An 18,095-nucleotide genomic window follows, 5' to 3' on the forward strand; every position below is an offset into this window, starting at 1 on the left:
TTTTTTCACGTTCATCAGTTGAAAAATGTGAGAGAGATAGATAGAATGAATGTGCTATGATAACTGGATTCGTACGGAGCCGTTTTAGGTTTCGTTTTTTTCATGAGCTTTTTTAGGTAAGAAAGGGGGATAAGTATGCCGCGTGCTCTTAAAATTTTAGTCATTGGAATGTTTATCAATGTGACGGGTGCTTCTTTTTTATGGCCGTTGAATACGATTTATATCCATAATCATTTAGGAAAGTCGTTAACGGTAGCCGGACTTGTCCTGATGCTGAACTCCGGCGCCAGTGTGGCTGGTAATTTATGCGGAGGTTTTTTGTTTGATAAAATCGGCGGTTTTAAATCGATTATGCTTGGGATAGCCATTACGTTAGCAAGCCTGATGGGCCTTGTCTTTTTTCATGATTGGCCGACCTATATTGTGCTGCTGACGATTGTGGGCTTTGGCTCCGGTGTAGTTTTTCCGGCCAGCTACGCAATGGCGGGATCGGTATGGCCTGAAGGGGGAAGGAAGGCATTTAATGCGATATATGTCGCGCAAAACGCGGGTGTGGCCGTCGGTTCAGCGCTTGGCGGTGTCGTGGCATCTTTCTCGTTTTCATATGTATTTTTGGCAAATGCCGTATTGTATCTGATCTTTTTCTTTGTTGTATATTTCGGATTTCGAAATATTCAGACGGGCGATGCATCCCAAACATCCGTGCTTGATTATGATGCTGTGAACAGCAAAGCAAAATTTGCCGCACTGATCATTTTAAGCGGAGGCTATGTACTCGGATGGCTGGCTTATTCTCAATGGTCCACCACAATTGCTTCGTACACACAAAGCATTGGAATATCTCTTTCCTTATACAGCGTGCTATGGACAGTTAACGGAATTCTCATTGTGCTCGGCCAGCCGCTCGTCAGTTTTGTGGTGAAAAAATGGGCCGAGTCGCTAAAAGCGCAAATGGCAATCGGCTTTATCATTTTTATTGTGTCTTTCAGCATGCTGCTGACTGCAAAGCAATTTCCGATGTTTCTCGCTGCGATGGTGATCCTGACGATCGGAGAAATGCTTGTTTGGCCTGCTGTGCCGACAATTGCCAATCAGCTTGCCCCTAAAGGGAAAGAAGGCTTTTATCAAGGCTTTGTCAACAGTGCGGCGACAGGCGGCAGAATGATTGGTCCCCTGTTCGGAGGAGTGCTTGTCGATCATTACGGCATTAAGGCCCTTGTTTTATCTCTGTTGGTATTGCTGCTGATCAGTATTGCCACAACGCTTCTATATGACAAACGGATAAAATCAGCTAAAGAAACAAATAAGCAGGCATCAATCTCTTCATAATAAAATATCCCGCCGAATGAGCGGGATCTTTCAGCGTGTCGACAAACCCTCGCATTCGTTGTCAGGCCTGCGCTTCGGGCTCACGAATTAGAACATTCGCTCCGCTCCTATGCTCGTCCTTCCTAGACTTCAAGGGTTTTCAATCACGCTGAAAAGATGACAAAATCCTAAAATGAAAACCATTTTAGGATTTTGTCAACAATCTGAAAGATCCCGCCGGATGAGCGGGATCTTTTTACATAATCGGAAGCACTTTAACGGCATCCTTTACATTTGAAAATGTTTTCAGCGACGAAAAATTGGCATCCAATTTATTCATTTTCATGGCCAATTCAGGCTTAATGCCGGTAATGATTAACTCAGTTCCAGTCAATTTCAGCAAATGGCTCAGCTTGAAAATTTGGTCGGCCGTTTGTTCGTTCACTTGGGCCAATCCGGATAAATCAATGATCAAATAATCATCTTTGGATGTTGATAAGATATTCGTCAATGTGCAAACGATGGAATTAAATCGCTCCTCTGTCAGGTTTCCGACTAGCGGAAGAGCCGAAATGCCATTGCGAATCGGGACAATAGGAGTTGAAAGTGCAGTAATTTCCGTGAGGGAATCCTCGAGAAGCTTTTCATATTCTTTTTGCTTGGTGATATCATTCTGAATTCCGACAAAATACGTTTTATCCTCTATTTCCATTGGATCAATATTTAATTCATTCCAGAACATCGTTCCGTCTTTTTTGTAGTTTTGGATCTGAACGGTGACCGGTTCTTTATTTTGTAAAGCGGTTCTGATGTTGTCCACTTCTGCAGGATCTGTGTGTTTCCCCTGTAAGAAGCGGCAGTTCTTTCCTAAAATTTCCTCGGTCTCGTAGCCGGTCATTTGAACAAAGCCTTGATTTACGTAGACAATAGGATTATCTTCAAGTGCGGGATCTGTAATTACCACACCGACTCGCACGTGATCAAGTGCTTTTTTGATGACTTCCAGCTGTCCTGGTATCCCAAATGATTGAAAACTAGCCATATAAATCCCCCTTAGGCCGTCAGCTTGCTATGCGAAAGCCTGATATTCCCCTTTTTAAAAATGAATTCTACAGTAACCGTAGCACAACACATGTTCTGATTCAAGCAAGTGCAGTTTGTTGTTTGTCATTAGGGCTTGTCCTCGTATACACTAAAAATAAGAACAGAATTTGAACATATGAACGGAAAGGTTTTCTACATGCTAAATAGGTGACTAGGTCAATGTCACTGGGTGAAAAATGAATCCAATGCATCAAGCTTACCGATCATGTGTTCACATATAATGGAAGAAACAAGCTTTTTACAGATTTGCCGGTATGTAGATATCGAAAATCATCGGAATCGTTTAAGGGGGCTGGATGGCCTGAAGTCGCTTTACGAAATAAGGGCTTTAGGAAGGTGATGATGAAGATGCTGCATCAGGTACTCATTGCTTGTGTAATTGGAGGAATCATGGGGATTCTCGGTCATGTGAAAAAGAGAGGCAGGCTGGAGAAGCCCAGAATGACGAAGCGGTTTATCTACCTTGGATTTTTGGAAGATTGGTTTATCGGCATGACGGCTTCCATTTTACTTGTATTATCCGCTGACCCCGATTCAGGAATTCAACTTGTCATCTTATCCATTATCTCAGGCTACGGCGGTGAAGCTGTTCTCAGAAGTTTTGACTTTGTGAGAGAACTGAACAGCGGCGGCGAACCGGCCGAGTCCAAACGTCAAACCAAAACTCCACCCGAATAATTGTCCTCAATCTCCGCCCGTTCAGGGTACATTCCCATTGTATACAAACCTGCTTGCACTTATGAACAGAATTCTATAAAATACAGTTAGATTACGGTTGCGATAAGAACAATGAAGAGGAGCAGTAAGAAACAGATATTGTTGCAGAGAGTTGACGGCTGGTGAAAGTCAATCAAGTTTGTTTCCGAACTCACCTCAGAGTTGCAGCGGTGAAAAGCCGCTGACGCATAACTGCGTTAAAAGTATCAAGTGAGTGCGGCGTATGCCGCGCTAACGAGGGTGGTACCGCGGGAAAACGAAAGTCTCTCGTCCCTTTTTGGGATGAGGGAGTTTTTTTTAGTTTGGGAATATTCTGAATAATCCTCTCCTTCCCGTCAATACTTGAACCATACACGCCGTATTCAATCAGAAGGAGGTTTTTACTTTGAGTTTTCAGCACAAAGAGATAGAAAAGAAATGGCAGACATATTGGCTTGAAAACAAAACATTTGCCACTCTTGATAATAATGAAAAACAAAAATTCTACGCGCTGGACATGTTTCCTTACCCGTCTGGAGCTGGGTTGCACGTCGGCCATCCTGAAGGATACACAGCTACGGATATTCTGTCCCGCATGAAGCGAATGCAGGGCTATGATGTCCTTCATCCAATGGGCTGGGACGCATTCGGCCTGCCAGCTGAACAATACGCGCTTGACACAGGGAACGACCCCGCTGTGTTTACGAAGCAGAATATTGATAACTTCCGCCGCCAAATTCAAGCGCTTGGCTTCTCATATGACTGGGATCGCGAAATCAATACGACTGACCCTGAATACTATAAATGGACGCAATGGATTTTCTTAAAGCTATACGAAAAAGGCCTTGCTTACGTTGACGAAGTGCCTGTAAACTGGTGCCCTGCGCTCGGTACTGTTCTTGCCAACGAAGAAGTCATTGACGGCAAGAGCGAACGGGGCGGCCATCCGGTAGAGAGACGCCCAATGAAGCAGTGGATGCTGAAAATCACCGCTTATGCGGACAGGCTCCTTGAGGACTTGGAAGAGCTTGATTGGCCGGAAAGCATTAAAGATATGCAGCGCAACTGGATCGGCCGTTCGGAAGGCGCTCACGTTCATTTTGCTATAGATGGACATGATGATTCCTTTACGGTGTTTACAACAAGACCAGATACGCTGTTTGGCGCTACATACACTGTCCTTGCCCCGGAACACGCATTGGTGGAAAACATCACAACGGCAGAGCAAAAAGAAGCTGTTGAAGCTTATATCAAAGAAATTCAATCAAAGAGTGACCTTGAACGCACAGATCTTGCGAAAACAAAGACAGGCGTATTCACAGGAGCGTATGCGATCAATCCTGTGAACGGAGAAAAACTGCCGATTTGGATTGCGGATTATGTTCTTGCATCATACGGAACAGGTGCTGTCATGGCAGTTCCAGGCCACGATGAGCGTGATTTTGAATTCGCCAAAACATTCGGCCTTCCGGTGAAGGAAGTCGTAAAAGGCGGGAACGTTGAGGAAGCAGCCTATACTGGCGACGGCGAGCACGTGAACTCTGATTTCCTGAACGGCCTTCACAAACAGGAAGCGATTGAGAAAGTGATCGCTTGGCTGGAAGAAACGAAAAACGGTGAGAAGAAAGTGACGTACCGTCTTCGTGACTGGCTCTTCAGCCGCCAGCGTTATTGGGGCGAGCCGATTCCGGTCATTCATTGGGAAGACGGAACGTCAACAGCTGTCCCTGAAGAGGAGCTGCCGCTGATTTTGCCGAAAACGGATGAAATCAAACCGAGCGGAACGGGCGAATCACCGCTTGCGAACATTAAAGAGTGGGTGGAAGTCACAGACCCTGAGACAGGGAAAAAAGGAAGAAGAGAAACGAATACAATGCCGCAATGGGCGGGAAGCTGCTGGTATTTCTTGCGCTATATTGATCCGCACAATCCGGATCAGCTGGCATCACCAGAAAAATTGGAAAAATGGCTTCCGGTCGATATGTATATCGGCGGTGCAGAGCATGCCGTGCTTCACCTTCTGTATGCCCGCTTCTGGCATAAGTTCCTTTATGATATCGGTGTAGTGCCGACGAAAGAACCGTTCCAAAAGCTGTACAACCAAGGAATGATTCTCGGTGAAAATAACGAAAAAATGAGTAAATCTAAAGGGAACGTTGTCAACCCTGACGAAATCGTGTCCTCTCACGGTGCTGATACCCTGAGATTGTACGAAATGTTCATGGGGCCTCTTGATGCTTCAATCGCCTGGTCTGAATCAGGATTAGACGGTGCGCGTCGTTTCCTTGACCGTGTATGGCGCCTATTTGTTGAAGAAAACGGTGAGCTTAATGGCAAAATCGTTGAAGGCGCTGGTGAAACATTGGAGCGCGTCTATCATGAAACGGTTATGAAAGTCACAGACCATTATGAAGGCCTTCGTTTCAACACGGGTATTTCCCAGCTGATGGTCTTTATTAATGAAGCTTATAAAGCAACAGAACTGCCGAAAGAATATATGGAAGGCTTCGTGAAGCTTCTTTCTCCTGTCGCGCCACACTTAGCGGAAGAGCTATGGGAGAAGCTTGGCCATTCCGGCACAATTGCCTACGAAGCTTGGCCTGTATATGATGAAACAAAACTTGTGGATGATGAAGTTGAAATCGTTGTTCAGCTGAACGGAAAAGTAAAAGCGAAATTACAGGTTCCTGCCGATGCAACGAAAGAACAGCTGGAACAGCTTGCTCAAGCAGATGAAAAGGTCAAAGAGCAGCTTGAAGGCAAAACGATTCGGAAAATCATCGCGGTGCCTGGGAAGCTTGTCAATATTGTGGCAAACTAAGCCTAGAAAAAATCCCCTTTGCCAAAAGGGGATTTTTTTCATCAGTCTCAGAATAGCAATCGTTCAGCTGACTTTGATATACTGAACATGATCACTGTGAATAGGAGTGTTTTCTTTGGAAATAAAAGAAATCAGCACAGCCGCTTTGAAAGAAAAAATTGAGGCGGACGAAGAATTATATTTAATTGATGTCAGAGAAGATGAAGAGGTAGCGGAAGGCATGATCCCGCAAGCCGTTCATATTCGCATGGGGGAAATTCCTGAAAAAATGGAAACCCTTGATAAAGACAAAGAGTACGTATTTATCTGCCGCTCAGGAATGCGCAGTATGAACGTCTGCAAGTACCTGGATGAGCAAGGCTTTAAAACAGTCAATGTTGAAGGCGGCATGATGGCCTGGGAAGGCGAAACAAAACCAAAAAACTAGGGGAGAGCGGTCCCCTAGTTTTTATTTGTATTCCGGAAGCCAATCGCCGTGTGCTGCAAATAAATCGTCACACATGGAGATGATGTCCTTCATGGAAAGCTCCGCGCTTGTATGCGGATCAAGCATTGCAGCTTGGTAAACCGCTTCTTTTTTTCGTGTGACAGCCGCTTCGATTGTCATCAGCTGTGTATTAATATTCGTTCGGTTTAAGGCGGCAAGCTGCTCAGGCAGTTCTCCGGCGAAGCACGGTGTAATTTTTTTTCTGTCGGCGACGCATGTCACTTCCACAACCGCTTTTGAAGGAAGGTTGGGAATCAGCCCTGTATTCAAGACGTTTCCTCCGAAGGTGAATGGTTCGTTTGTTTCCATTGCTTCTATAATTCTTGAACCATATTCCTTTGAGCGTTCGTGCGTAAGGTTTTTATTATTGACGATATCATCCCGCATTTTCTCCCAATTTTCAATTTGCTTGACGCACCTTCTCGGATATTCGTCGAGCGGGATTTGCAGCTCGCTGATCAGTTCAGGGTAATTCCGTTTAATAAAGTATGGGTGATACTCTGCGTTATGTTCGGACGATTCCGTGACATAATAGCCGAACTTATCCATTAATTCAAACCGCACCATATCATGATGCTTTGTTTTTTGTTTTTCTTTCGCTCTCCTTTTGATTTCTGGATATAAATCTGTGCCGTCTTTTTTGACTTCCAAAAGCCAAGCCATATGATTAATGCCCGCAATGCGTTCCTCAATTCCGTCATGCTCCATTCCGAGAGCTTTAAATAAATCCTTCGTGCACACTTGAACACTGTGGCAGAGCCCGATTGTTTTGATATTGGTATAGCGGAGCATGGCGCCTGTAAGAGTGGCCATTGGATTTGTATAGTTTAAGAACCATGCGTCAGGGCACATTTCCTCCATATCTTTTGCGATATCAATTAAGACCGGGATTGTTCTGAGAGATCTGAATATCCCGCCGATGCCGACTGTATCGGCGATCGTCTGGCGCAGCCCATACCGTTTAGGAATCTCGAAATCGATGACTGTGCTCGGTTTGTATCCTCCAACCTGAATCGCATTGATGACATAGCCTGCGTTTTGCAAGGCGAGTTTTCTGTCATCATAGCTGTTGATGGCCACACTTGGGTTATAACGGTCTCTTAGATTTTCGAGCATGAGCTGGGATTCCTGCAGGCGTTTGGGATCAATGTCATAAAGCGCGAACTCAAATCCATTCAGTGCCTCTGTTAACAGGCAGTCTCCCAAAACATTTTTGGCGAAAATCGTGCTCCCTGCACCGATAAATGTAATCTTTTTCATATTGCTTCCTCCTTTAATGTTAACCCTTTACCGCTCCGGAAGACAGGCCGGCAATAAAGTATTTTTGCAGCGCCAAAAACAGAACAACCATTGGCAGCATTGCCATAAGTGCCGCTGCGGCAACTAAATGAAGGTTGTTTGCGTTTTCTCCGAAAAAACCTGCCATGGCTACTGTTAATGTCTGAACCTTTTGATCTTGTAAAAAGAAAATGGCAAATTGATAGTCGTTCCAAATAAAGACACAAGAAATGATACAGATGGTCGCAGTGATCGGCTTCAGCAGAGGAAACACAATCGTAAAAAAGATTTTCAGCATGCCTGCGCCGTCAATTCTTGCGGCTTCTTCAAGCTCTTTTGGAATGGTCGATCGGATAAAGCCTGAATATAAGAATACGGTTAAAGGCATGTAAGCCGCTGTATTGATGAAAATGGCGATTGCGTGTGTATTGACCATTCCGGCGTCCACGACCATTCGATACAAAGGAACCATGGACGTTAACGGAGGGATGATCATAATGGAAATCAACAAGGCAAAAACAGCTTTATTCAGTTTCGTTTCCCGCCGGGCAAGCGGGTAGGCGGCAAGTGAGCCGAATATAATTAATAACAAGGCAGAAAAACCTGTGATGATCATGGTGTTTATAAAAGAGTTACCTAGCGAAGCGCGCTCCCACGCCTCTGAAAAATTATGAAAGGAGATGTCGGCTGGAAATATCCATTTCGAACTGTAGTCTCCTTTTGCTTTCAATGAAGTGGTCAGCAGGATATAAAAAGGAATAAAATGCGCACAGGCCACAATGGCTGCAAGAAGCGTAATGATCCGCATGCTTTTTGTACGGGCGGCTCTCATGACATTTCCGTCTCCTTTCTTTTAAAGTACGCAAGCGCGCAAAAGCTGATGATCAAAATGACAAATGCCATAAATATGCCTTGCGTTGCGGCATAGCCGGCATCCTGCCGTTTGAAATACAAATCATACATAAACGTGGACATGGATTGTGACGCATTTCCGGGGCCGCCTGCGGTGAGTGCAATGATGACGTCAAACAGCTTTAAGCCTCCGATAATGTTGATGACCATATTAATGGTAATGGAGGGCATTAACAGCGGCAGCGTGATGGTAAAAAACTGCTGGCCTTGTTTCGCGCCATCCATTTGCGCCGCTTCATAGTAGTCTTTCGGAATGCTTTGCAGACCGGCTAAGTAGACAACCATAGCGATCCCGACATATTGATAGGTGTTAATCATGACAATGATCCATGGATTGAGTGATGGACTGGCGAGCGCATTAATAGGGCTGATGCCGAAGACCCCGAGCAAATCGTTGAGCGCGCCTCCGTCATAGGAGAAGAAAAAGTACCAAATGTAGCCCATAATGAGCGGGCTGATCATCACCGGCAAATACACAATTGTTCTTGTTACCGCTTTCGTTTTAATGCTTTGATTTAAGAGCAGAGCGTATAGAAGCCCGACCACATTTTGAAAAAAAGTGCTGCCAAGCCCGTAAAGCAGCGTGTTTTTTAAGATATGCCAAGTGTCAGGATCAGAAAACAGCCTTTCATATTGCGCGAATCCAACCCATTGGTAGACTTGTGAAAAGCCGTTCCAGTTTGTAAAGGTAATCAATGTGCCTTTCACAAACGGATAAATCATAAAGACCAGAACGGAGAGCAAAGCAGGAATGTACATCCACCAAAGTGAGGACTGCTTTTTTGGCTTAACCTGTTTCACATGAACGTCCCTTGCGATCTCACTCATTGTTTTCAGCTCCCTGTGTTTCCGATTGCTCCCGGAGTCGTTTATATTCTCTTCCCAGCTTCTGCGAAATGTCTTGAGGCGCCAAAATGTCAGCCGCGAGCTCCTGCCCAACCGTGCCCAGGACATCCCACATTCCGTTTGGCAAGTATAACCGGTCGAAGTAAGGCTCGACTTTGACATCTTGATAATGCTCATAATCGTTTGCGTAGAAAATATCAGCTTTCACATTGGTCAGCCCTGAAGGAAGCGATGTGGCTTCAGCCATTTGTTTGGCATTGGCCGGGCGGGCCATAAATGCGATAAAATCTTTTGCCTCTTTTAATTGAGGCGAATCTTTCCATGCTGCAAGCGTGTAGCGTTCACCGCCGATCCATATCGGGTCATCACCGGGATGTATGGCAGGTGTCGGGATAATGCCGACCTCGACGTTAGAGTTGATCTGGGCAACGTCTTGGCCGAGTGTGCCGCCTTGCATTGTAAAGGCGATTTTGTTTTGGGCCATTAATTCAATGAGCTGTGATTTTTTTGCCGTGACGGCGTCGATGTTAATCAATTTTTCTTTCTGCATTTGTTTGAGGATTTTCGATAAGTAAGTAAATTTATTCCATTTGAAAGTGCCATTGGTGAGCTGTTTTTTTTCATTATGGGCAGGGTCTGTGATGAGAAGAGGTGTAGCGAATTGGTCGTAATATTGAGCGAATGAGCTTTTGTCATAGCCGGCAAACCAGAAGGGAACAATGCTTCCCTTGCTCTTTTCTTTAATCGTTCTCAGTGCTTTGATAAAGTCATCCATGGTTTCCGGCGGAGCAATGCCGTAACGGTCTAAAATATTGCGATTATACGCCAGACCGTCTTTTGCCTGATTGATTGGATAGGCATACACCTTTCCGCTTTTATTTTTGAGGATGCTGTTTAAATTAGGATCAAGATCTTGAGTCCATTCCATATCCCGGAGATCGGCTGTATATTCTCCGTACCTGATTTTCCCCCAGCCATGCGTATCGAATAGATCAGGCAAATCATTGGCCGCCATTCTGACACGCATCATATTTTCATAGTCATTGCCTGGGAAATGAAGGCTGACATGAATGTCACTGTGTTCCTTTTCGAATGCTGCTGCCAGTTTTCTGAACGTATCTCTTTCACTGTCGGTTGACATTGTAGAATAAATGGTTAACGTCTTTTTTGCGGTATCTGCTGAGCTTTTCTCTGCTGAACACCCGGGCAGAACAAGCAGAATAAGAGAGAGAAATAAAACAAAAGTGTGTTTCATCTTTTCCTCCTTATCATCGTGATGAATCTTTGCTTATGTCACCTCCTTTGCTGTACATCCGCAGCTTTGTCTTACAATTAATGTTGTAGGCAGGGTGACATGGTGAGGAAGCGTTCGGCCATTGAGACGGTCAAGCAGCAGTTTTACGCCTGTCCGGCCCATTTCTTCTGTGTATACCTTCACCGTTGTTAAAGGCGTGCTGGCAAATTCAGCTTCCTCAATGCCGTTAAAGCTGACGATTGCAGTATCCCGCGGCACTTGCAGTCCGGCTTCCTGCAGCGCTTTTAATGCGCCGATCGCCATAGAATCGCTGGCAATAAAGAATGCTTCCGGCAGATGGCCTTGATCGATTGCTTTCTTCATCAGGCGATAGCCCTCACGCATGCTGTATTCTCCGATCAGCACATGCTCAGGCTGGGGGGCGGCTGACTCCAAAAAAGCGGTCAGGCGTTTATCTTCAATCGTTCTGCGAATGCTTTGGCCGTCCTTCAGCGTATGCTCTTTTTCTTGTCCGCCAATGTAGCCTAACCGTTTGTAGCCTGAGTCGAAAAGGTGATCAATCGCCTGGCGTGAAGCCGATTCAAAATCGATTCCAATCGAATCGTATGCTTGCGGATCTGGTGAATGATTGATAAATACGGCATGCTCCAGCCTCCCGCTGATATGCTTAACCGCTTCATCATGAACACGGCCGATGACAATGACACCATCCAATTCCCGAAAGATATGTTCCTGAAAGGAGCCGAGATGAATCGAATTTGTAATGAAAATTTCCTGTTCAAAGCATTCCTTTTCAATCCCTTTCCGAATGGAAGAAAAATAAGGGTCCTGCCTTTCCTGATCAGGGGACAGACAACTCAGCACACCGATCAGCGGCTGGGCCCGCTGTTTTTGCCCGCGGGCTTTTCGGCGTTTGGCAACGGTTTGATAACCAAGCTCTTCAGCGATGTTGATGACTCTTTGTCTCGTTTCGCCCGCAACAGAAAGCGACTCATCTTCATTTAAAATTCTGGACACAGTTGCGCTGGAAACTTTAGCTTTCAAGGCGATATCTTTAATACGAACCATGGGTATCCCTCTCATCTATTTAGTAAAATATTAACTCATCTGTTTTTGATAAATTGATACTATCATATAAAAGTAAGCGGTTACAATAATTGTTTTCAAAATATTTCATAATATTTACTAAATATTTAGTAAATGATGTGATTTATGTTGGAAAAATAAAGGGGAACCCAGATCTGTCTCGTAAATGTGAAGTAAGCGAATAAGGAAGGGTGATGGGATGAGAGCCGAAAGAAGAAAGCAACTGTTTCGATTGCTTGGTGATTTGCCTGATCGGAGGCCAATCAGTGTTGAGACATTACGTATTGAAGAAAGAGAAGAAAATATCGTTGAAACGCTCCTGCTCGATTTAAATGGACATGAAAAGGTGCCCGCTTATTTTGTGAAGCCGAAGAAAACAGAAGGACCGTGCCCAGCCGTATTGTTTCAGCATTCGCATGGGGGCCAGTATGATAGGGGAAAAAGTGAGCTGATTGAGGGAGCGGATTATTTGAAAACGCCTTCTTTTTCTGATGAGCTTACTTCTCTCGGATACGGCGTTCTTGCGATTGATCATTGGGGATTTGGAGATCGGCGGGGAAAAGCGGAAAGCGAGATATTTAAAGAAATGCTTCTCACCGGAAAAGTGATGTGGGGGATGATGATTTATGACAGTTTAAGTGCGTTAGACTATATGCAGTCACGCTCTGATGTTCAGCCTGACAGGATCGGAACCATCGGAATGTCTATGGGAGGTTTGATGGCGTGGTGGACAGCGGCGCTCGATGACCGGATTAAGGTGTGTGTGGATTTGTGCAGCCAAGTGGATCATCACGTGCTGATCAAAACACAGAATCTTGACAGGCACGGCTTTTATTATTACGTCCCATCGCTTGCAAAGCATTTTTCCGCATCGGAGATCCAAGGCCTGATCGCGCCGCGCCCGCACCTTAGTCTTGTTGGTGTACACGATCGGTTAACGCCGGCCGAGGGCGTGGACAAAATCGAAAAAGAATTGACAGCTGTCTATGCTGGACAGGGAGCTTCTGATTGCTACCGAGTGGTCCGTTCTGCTTCGGGACATTTCGAAACAGCAGTTATGAGGCATGAAGCTGTCCGGTTTTTGCAAAAGTGGCTGTGACTGTTAAAAGAAATCGAAAAAGACCGTTTTATGTGAAAACGGTCTTTTTGTTTCCTTTTAACCAACTGCCATAAATCGATGCTTTCTTCTATTGACAGAAACAGGAGAGAATAATATATTCTAATTGTTAACCTTAAAATATAATTGGTTAACAATTAAGGTGAGAAGCACTACACGTTCTTCAGTTATCAGTGAAAGGGCGAGGAATGATGCAAGAAGAAACTTTTTATAGTGTCAGAATGAGGGCTTCTATGAATGGATCTCATGAAGACGGCGGAAAGCATATATCCGGCGGAGAACGGCTTATTCCTTTCCATGAGATGAAGCATACAGTCAATGCTTTATTAGAAAAAGGGTTATCCCATTCAAGAGGAAAACCTGATTTTATGCAAATTCAATTTGAAGAGGTACATGAATCGATAAAAACCATTCAGCCATTGCCTGTGCATACGAATGAAGTGAGCTGCCCGGAAGAAGGACAAAAGCTTGCCCGATTGTTATTGGAAAAAGAAGGCGTTTCACGAGACGTGATTGAAAAAGCATATGAACAAATCCCTGAATGGTCAGATATCAGGGGTGCGGTGTTGTTTGATATTCATACAGGAAAGCGAATGGATCAAACAAAAGAAAAAGGGGTGCGGGTCTCCAGAATGGATTGGCCGGACGCTAATTTTGAAAAATGGGCGCTTCACAGTCACGTGCCAGCTCATTCAAGAATAAAAGAGGCCCTTGCGCTCGCTTCAAAGGTAAGCTGGCACCCGGCAGCAGTTGCAGAATTATGCTGGTCGGACGATCCGGATTACATAACAGGCTATGTTGCGGGTAAGAAAATGGGCTATCAGCGTATTACAGCAATGAAAGAATACGGGACTGAAGAGGGCTGCCGAGTCTTTTTTATTGATGGATCCAATGATGTAAACACGTACATACATGATCTGGAGAAGCAGCCTATTTTAATAGAGTGGGAGGAAGATCATGACTCATGATTTGATAGAAAAAAGTAAAAAGCACCTCTGGCTGCCATTTACCCAAATGAAAGATTATGATGAAAACCCCTTAATCATCGAAAGCGGGACTGGAATCAAAGTCAAAGACATAAATGGCAAGGAATACTATGACGGTTTTTCATCAGTTTGGCTTAATGTCCACGGACACCGCAAAAAAGAACTAGATAACGCCATAAAAAAACAGCTCGGAAAAATTGCGCACTCCACGTTATTGGGCATGACCAACGTTCCAGCAACCCAGCTTGCCGAAACATTAATCGACATCAGCCCAAAAAAGCTCACGCGGGTCTTTTATTCAGACAGCGGCGCAGAAGCGATGGAAATAGCCCTAAAAATGGCGTTTCAGTATTGGAAGAACATCGGGAAGCCCGAGAAACAAAAATTCATCGCAATGAAAAACGGGTATCACGGTGATACGATTGGCGCCGTCAGTGTCGGTTCAATTGAGCTTTTTCACCACGTATACGGCCCGTTGATGTTCGAGAGTTACAAGGCTCCGATTCCTTATGTGTATCGCTCTGAAAGCGGTGATCCTGATGAGTGCCGTGATCAGTGCCTCCGAGAGCTTGAACAGCTGCTTAAGGAACATCACGAGGAAATTGCCGCGCTTTCCATTGAATCAATGGTACAAGGGGCTTCCGGTATGATCGTGATGCCGGAAGGATATTTGGCAGGGGTGCGCGAGCTATGTACAACATACGATGTCTTAATGATCGTTGATGAAGTCGCTACAGGCTTTGGCCGTACAGGAAAAATGTTTGCGTGCGAGCACGAGAATGTCCAGCCTGATCTGATGGCTGCCGGTAAAGGCATTACAGGAGGCTATTTGCCAATTGCCGTTACGTTTGCCACTGAAGACATCTATAAGGCATTTTATGATGATTATGAAAACCTAAAAACCTTTTTCCATGGCCATTCCTATACAGGCAATCAGCTTGGCTGTGCGGTTGCGCTTGAAAATCTGGCATTATTTGAATCTGAAAACATTGTGGAACAAGTAGCGGAAAAAAGTAAAAAGCTCCATTTTCTTCTTCAAGATCTGCACGCTCTTCCTCATGTTGGGGATATTCGGCAGCTTGGCTTTATGTGCGGTGCAGAGCTTGTCCGGTCAAAGGAAACCAAAGAACCTTACCCGGCTGATCGGCGGATTGGATACAAAGTTTCCTTAAAAATGAGAGAGCTTGGAATGCTGACAAGGCCGCTTGGGGATGTGATTGCATTTCTGCCTCCTCTCGCCAGCACAGCTGAAGAGCTCTCGGAAATGGTTGCCATTATGAAACAAGCGATCCACGAGGTTACGAGCCTTGAAGATTGATTCCTGGTTAAACGAGCGGTTAGACATAGCAAAGGAAGCCGGCGTACACCGTAACCTGCGGTCAATGAATGGGGCACCGGTTCCAGAGAGGAACATTGATGGCGAAAATCAAACTGTCTGGTCCTCAAACAATTATTTAGGGCTCGCAAGCGATAGACGTTTGATCGATGCAGCCCAAACAGCATTGCAGCAATTTGGGACAGGAAGCAGCGGTTCACGTTTAACGACAGGCAATTCGGTCTGGCATGAAAAGCTAGAAAAGAAGATTGCCAGCTTTAAACGGACAGAAGCGGCCCTGCTGTTTTCGAGCGGTTACTTGGCCAATGTCGGTGTCCTTTCATCCTTGCCAGAAAAGGAAGATGTCATTTTAAGTGACCAGCTCAATCATGCAAGTATTATTGACGGTTGCCGACTTTCTAAGGCTGATACAGTTGTTTATCGGCATATTGATATGAATGATCTTGAAAACAAGCTGAATGAAACACAGCGTTATCAGCGCCGTTTTATCGTAACAGACGGGGTATTCAGCATGGATGGCACAATCGCCCCTCTTGATCAGATCATCTCACTTGCGAAACGCTATCATGCCTTCGTGGTCGTTGATGATGCCCATGCAACAGGAGTTTTGGGTGATTCGGGACGAGGAACGAGTGAATACTTTGGTGTTTGTCCTGACATTGTGATCGGCACCTTAAGCAAAGCTGTTGGTACGGAAGGAGGTTTTGCGGCAGGATCAGCGGTCTTCATCGACTTTTTGCTGAACCATGCCAGAACATTTATCTTTCAAACCGCTATTCCGCCAGCCAGTTGTGCGGCTGCTCATGAGGCTTTGAACATCATTGAAGCCAGCAGGGAAAAACGACAGCTTTTATTTTTTTATATCAGTACGATCAGAACCAGTCTGATGAATATGGGGTATGTGGTGAAAGGAGATCACACACCGATTATTCCTGTAGTCATTGGCGATGCCCATAAAACGGTCATATTTGCTGAAAAACTGCAGGGCAAGGGAATTTATGCTCCTGCCATTCGGCCGCCGACCGTTGCGCCGGGTGAAAGCCGGATTCGAATCACAATCACGTCTGACCACAGTATGGGTGATATTGATGATTTGCTGAAAACATTTCATTCAATCGGAAAGGAGCTGCATATCATTTGAGGGGTTTTTTTGTGACGGGAACTGATACAGAAGTAGGGAAAACGGTTATATCCAGCGGTCTTGCTGCCTTATTGAAAGAACATAATAGAGATGTCGGTGTGTATAAACCATTTTTAAGCGGGATATCGCGTCATCATCCAGATAGTGATACAAGTTTGCTGAAAGACATGTCACAGACCGGTCTCTCCCATGAAGACATTACGCCTTTTGCCTTCAAAGCGCCCCTTGCACCATACGTTGCAGGGAAACTCGAGGGAAAGACTGTCACCATGGAAGAGGTTTTAAGCCATTGGGAGCGGATTAAAGAAAAACATGAATGCTTCATCGTAGAAGGTGCAGGCGGTATTTCTGTGCCATTGGGAGAGGACTATTTGGTCAGTCATGTCATAAAAGCGTTGCAGCTTCCCATGATTATTGTGGCACGTCCTCACCTTGGAACCATTAATCATACCTTTTTAACTGTCAAATATGCAGAAAGCATGGGGCTTCCAATTGCCGGAATTATCATCAATGGAATCAGTGACTCTCCTGATGAAGATGAAAAAACCAATCCTGATATGATTGAGCGCTTATGCGGTGTTCCGATTTTAGGGGTTACGCCAAAGCTTGCCAACGTTACGAAAGAAACGGTTCTACATATGGTAAAAGACCATATCAATCTATCATTACTGATGAATCAAGTGGGGGTATGAGAATGAATCAATGGATGGTACTTGCAGACCGGGTGCTGGCTGGAGCAGAAGTGACTGACGAAGAGGCGCTTTCAATATTACATTGTCCTGATGAAGATATTTTGCTATTAATGCATGGAGCTTTTCATATCAGAAAACACTTTTATGGAAAAAAAGTAAAGCTCAATATGATTATGAATGCGAAATCCGGGCTCTGCCCGGAAAACTGCGGCTATTGTTCACAGTCTGCGATTTCGAAAGCGCCGATTGAGTCTTATCGGATGGTGAATAAGGAAACGCTGCTTAAAGGCGCAAAGCGGGCGCACGATCTGAATATTGGCACATATTGTATCGTGGCAAGCGGCAGAGGGCCGTCTAACAGAGAAGTGGATCAGGTCGTAGATGCGGTTCAGGAAATTAAAGAGACGTATGGACTGAAGGTTTGTGCGTGTCTCGGACTGTTGAAGCCAGAGCAGGCGAAGCGTCTCAAAGATGCCGGAGTAGACCGCTATAATCATAATTTGAATACGTCACAGAGGAACCATTCAAACATCACGACCTCACATACATACGATGACAGAGTCAATACGGTTGAAATCGCAAAAGAATCGGGGTTGTCTCCGTGTTCAGGCGCCATTATCGGGATGAAGGAGACGAAACAGGATGTCATTGACATCGCCAAAAGCTTGAAGGCTCTTGACGCGGATTCCATTCCTGTGAATTTTTTGCATGCAATTGATGGCACGCCGTTAGAAGGCGTCAACGAATTAAACCCGCTGTATTGTTTAAAAGTGCTGGCGCTGTTCCGTTTTATCAATCCATCAAAAGAAATTCGCATTTCCGGAGGAAGAGAGGTCAATCTCCGCACATTGCAGCCATTAGGGCTTTACGCCGCAAACTCCATTTTTGTCGGAGACTACTTAACAACTGCCGGGCAAGAGGAGACGGAGGATCATAAAATGCTGAGTGATTTAGGCTTTGAAGTTGAATCAGTCGAAGAAATGAAGGCTAGTTTAAGCGCGAAAAGCTGAAAGAATCAATAAAAGCAATC

At 45.0% G+C, this 18,095-nt stretch carries 16 protein-coding genes and 1 other annotated feature; of the genes, 10 read left to right on the forward strand and 6 right to left on the reverse strand.

Going from position 1 to position 18,095, the window contains the following annotated elements; genetic code table 11:
- The first annotated feature begins 135 nt into the window (after positions 1–135).
- Entirely contained in the window at positions 136–1,329 is a 1,194-nt protein-coding gene (locus tag SB658_RS00360; protein WP_015714556.1) for an MDR family MFS transporter, read from the forward strand.
- 235 nt (positions 1,330–1,564) lie between these two features.
- Here the strand turns inward: SB658_RS00360 and ytvA are convergent, their stop codons facing one another.
- Positions 1,565–2,350, reverse strand: coding sequence for a YtvA family blue-light photoreceptor (gene ytvA / locus SB658_RS00365; RefSeq protein ID WP_144500633.1), 786 nt, complete (start codon positions 2,348–2,350; stop codon positions 1,565–1,567).
- A gap of 404 nt (positions 2,351–2,754) precedes the next feature.
- On the opposite strand from ytvA, the gene SB658_RS00370 reads away from it, so the two are divergent.
- The 3 genes from SB658_RS00370 to SB658_RS00380 all read left to right on the forward strand — a co-directional run bounded on the left by SB658_RS00370 (position 2,755) and on the right by SB658_RS00380 (position 6,356).
- On the forward strand, positions 2,755–3,090 hold the full coding sequence (locus SB658_RS00370) for a DUF4257 domain-containing protein (RefSeq protein ID WP_003246114.1): 336 nt from the start codon (positions 2,755–2,757) through the stop codon (positions 3,088–3,090).
- 102 nt (positions 3,091–3,192) lie between these two features.
- Positions 3,193–3,407: a binding site (T-box leader), on the forward strand.
- Between the two features lie 107 nt (positions 3,408–3,514).
- Positions 3,515–5,929, forward strand: coding sequence for a leucine--tRNA ligase (gene leuS, locus SB658_RS00375; protein ID WP_015251406.1), 2,415 nt, complete (start codon positions 3,515–3,517; stop codon positions 5,927–5,929).
- Positions 5,930–6,044: 115 nt separating this feature from the next.
- Positions 6,045–6,356, forward strand: coding sequence for a rhodanese-like domain-containing protein (locus SB658_RS00380; protein WP_015714554.1), 312 nt, complete (start codon positions 6,045–6,047; stop codon positions 6,354–6,356).
- Between the two features lie 21 nt (positions 6,357–6,377).
- On the opposite strand, the gene melA is transcribed toward SB658_RS00380, so the two are convergent.
- Genes melA through SB658_RS00405 form a run of 5 tightly spaced genes read right to left on the reverse strand, consistent with a single transcriptional unit; the run spans position 6,378 to position 11,775 of the window.
- A complete protein-coding gene (melA, locus tag SB658_RS00385; RefSeq protein WP_144500634.1) occupies positions 6,378–7,676 on the reverse strand; it encodes an alpha-galactosidase MelA in 1,299 nt (432 codons plus the stop codon).
- A gap of 19 nt (positions 7,677–7,695) precedes the next feature.
- Positions 7,696–8,526 (reverse strand): carbohydrate ABC transporter permease, encoded by an 831-nt coding sequence (locus SB658_RS00390; RefSeq protein WP_014480612.1) that lies wholly within the window; start codon positions 8,524–8,526, stop codon positions 7,696–7,698.
- A complete protein-coding gene (locus tag SB658_RS00395; protein ID WP_015251409.1) occupies positions 8,523–9,434 on the reverse strand; it encodes a carbohydrate ABC transporter permease in 912 nt (303 codons plus the stop codon). The genes SB658_RS00390 and SB658_RS00395 overlap by 4 nt, the downstream gene beginning before the upstream one ends.
- A complete protein-coding gene (locus tag SB658_RS00400; protein WP_086344219.1) occupies positions 9,427–10,707 on the reverse strand; it encodes an ABC transporter substrate-binding protein in 1,281 nt (426 codons plus the stop codon). The genes SB658_RS00395 and SB658_RS00400 overlap by 8 nt, the downstream gene beginning before the upstream one ends.
- Positions 10,708–10,740: 33 nt before the next feature.
- Positions 10,741–11,775 carry a LacI family DNA-binding transcriptional regulator gene (locus SB658_RS00405; RefSeq protein ID WP_003229188.1) on the reverse strand — a complete coding sequence of 345 codons (1,035 nt, stop codon included), beginning with the start codon at positions 11,773–11,775 and terminating at the stop codon, positions 10,741–10,743.
- 217 nt (positions 11,776–11,992) lie between these two features.
- Between SB658_RS00405 and SB658_RS00410 the strand changes: the two genes are divergently transcribed.
- The 6 genes from SB658_RS00410 (at position 11,993) to bioB (ending at position 18,075) form a co-directional block, all read left to right on the forward strand.
- Complete coding sequence (locus tag SB658_RS00410; RefSeq protein ID WP_017695465.1) at positions 11,993–12,892, forward strand: dienelactone hydrolase family protein; 900 nt, start codon at positions 11,993–11,995, stop codon at positions 12,890–12,892.
- A 209-nt stretch (positions 12,893–13,101) separates the two neighbouring features.
- Positions 13,102–13,878 carry a 6-carboxyhexanoate--CoA ligase gene (gene bioW / locus SB658_RS00415; RefSeq protein WP_032726442.1) on the forward strand — a complete coding sequence of 259 codons (777 nt, stop codon included), beginning with the start codon at positions 13,102–13,104 and terminating at the stop codon, positions 13,876–13,878.
- Positions 13,868–15,214, forward strand: coding sequence for an adenosylmethionine--8-amino-7-oxononanoate transaminase (gene bioA / locus SB658_RS00420; RefSeq protein ID WP_032726441.1), 1,347 nt, complete (start codon positions 13,868–13,870; stop codon positions 15,212–15,214). The genes bioW and bioA overlap by 11 nt, the downstream gene beginning before the upstream one ends.
- Positions 15,204–16,373 carry an 8-amino-7-oxononanoate synthase gene (gene bioF / locus SB658_RS00425; RefSeq protein WP_046663902.1) on the forward strand — a complete coding sequence of 390 codons (1,170 nt, stop codon included), beginning with the start codon at positions 15,204–15,206 and terminating at the stop codon, positions 16,371–16,373. Before bioA ends, bioF begins: the two co-directional genes overlap by 11 nt.
- Positions 16,370–17,065 (forward strand): dethiobiotin synthase, encoded by a 696-nt coding sequence (bioD, locus tag SB658_RS00430; protein WP_046663901.1) that lies wholly within the window; start codon positions 16,370–16,372, stop codon positions 17,063–17,065. The genes bioF and bioD overlap by 4 nt, the downstream gene beginning before the upstream one ends.
- Positions 17,066–17,067: 2 nt before the next feature.
- Positions 17,068–18,075, forward strand: a complete 1,008-nt coding sequence (gene bioB / locus SB658_RS00435; RefSeq protein ID WP_120363494.1) for a biotin synthase BioB — start codon at positions 17,068–17,070, stop codon at positions 18,073–18,075.
- Positions 18,076–18,095 lie beyond the last annotated feature (20 nt).

Origin of the sequence: Bacillus sp. SIMBA_008 (assembly GCF_046535495.1) — a bacterium.
Lineage (GTDB): Bacteria > Bacillota > Bacilli > Bacillales > Bacillaceae > Bacillus > Bacillus subtilis.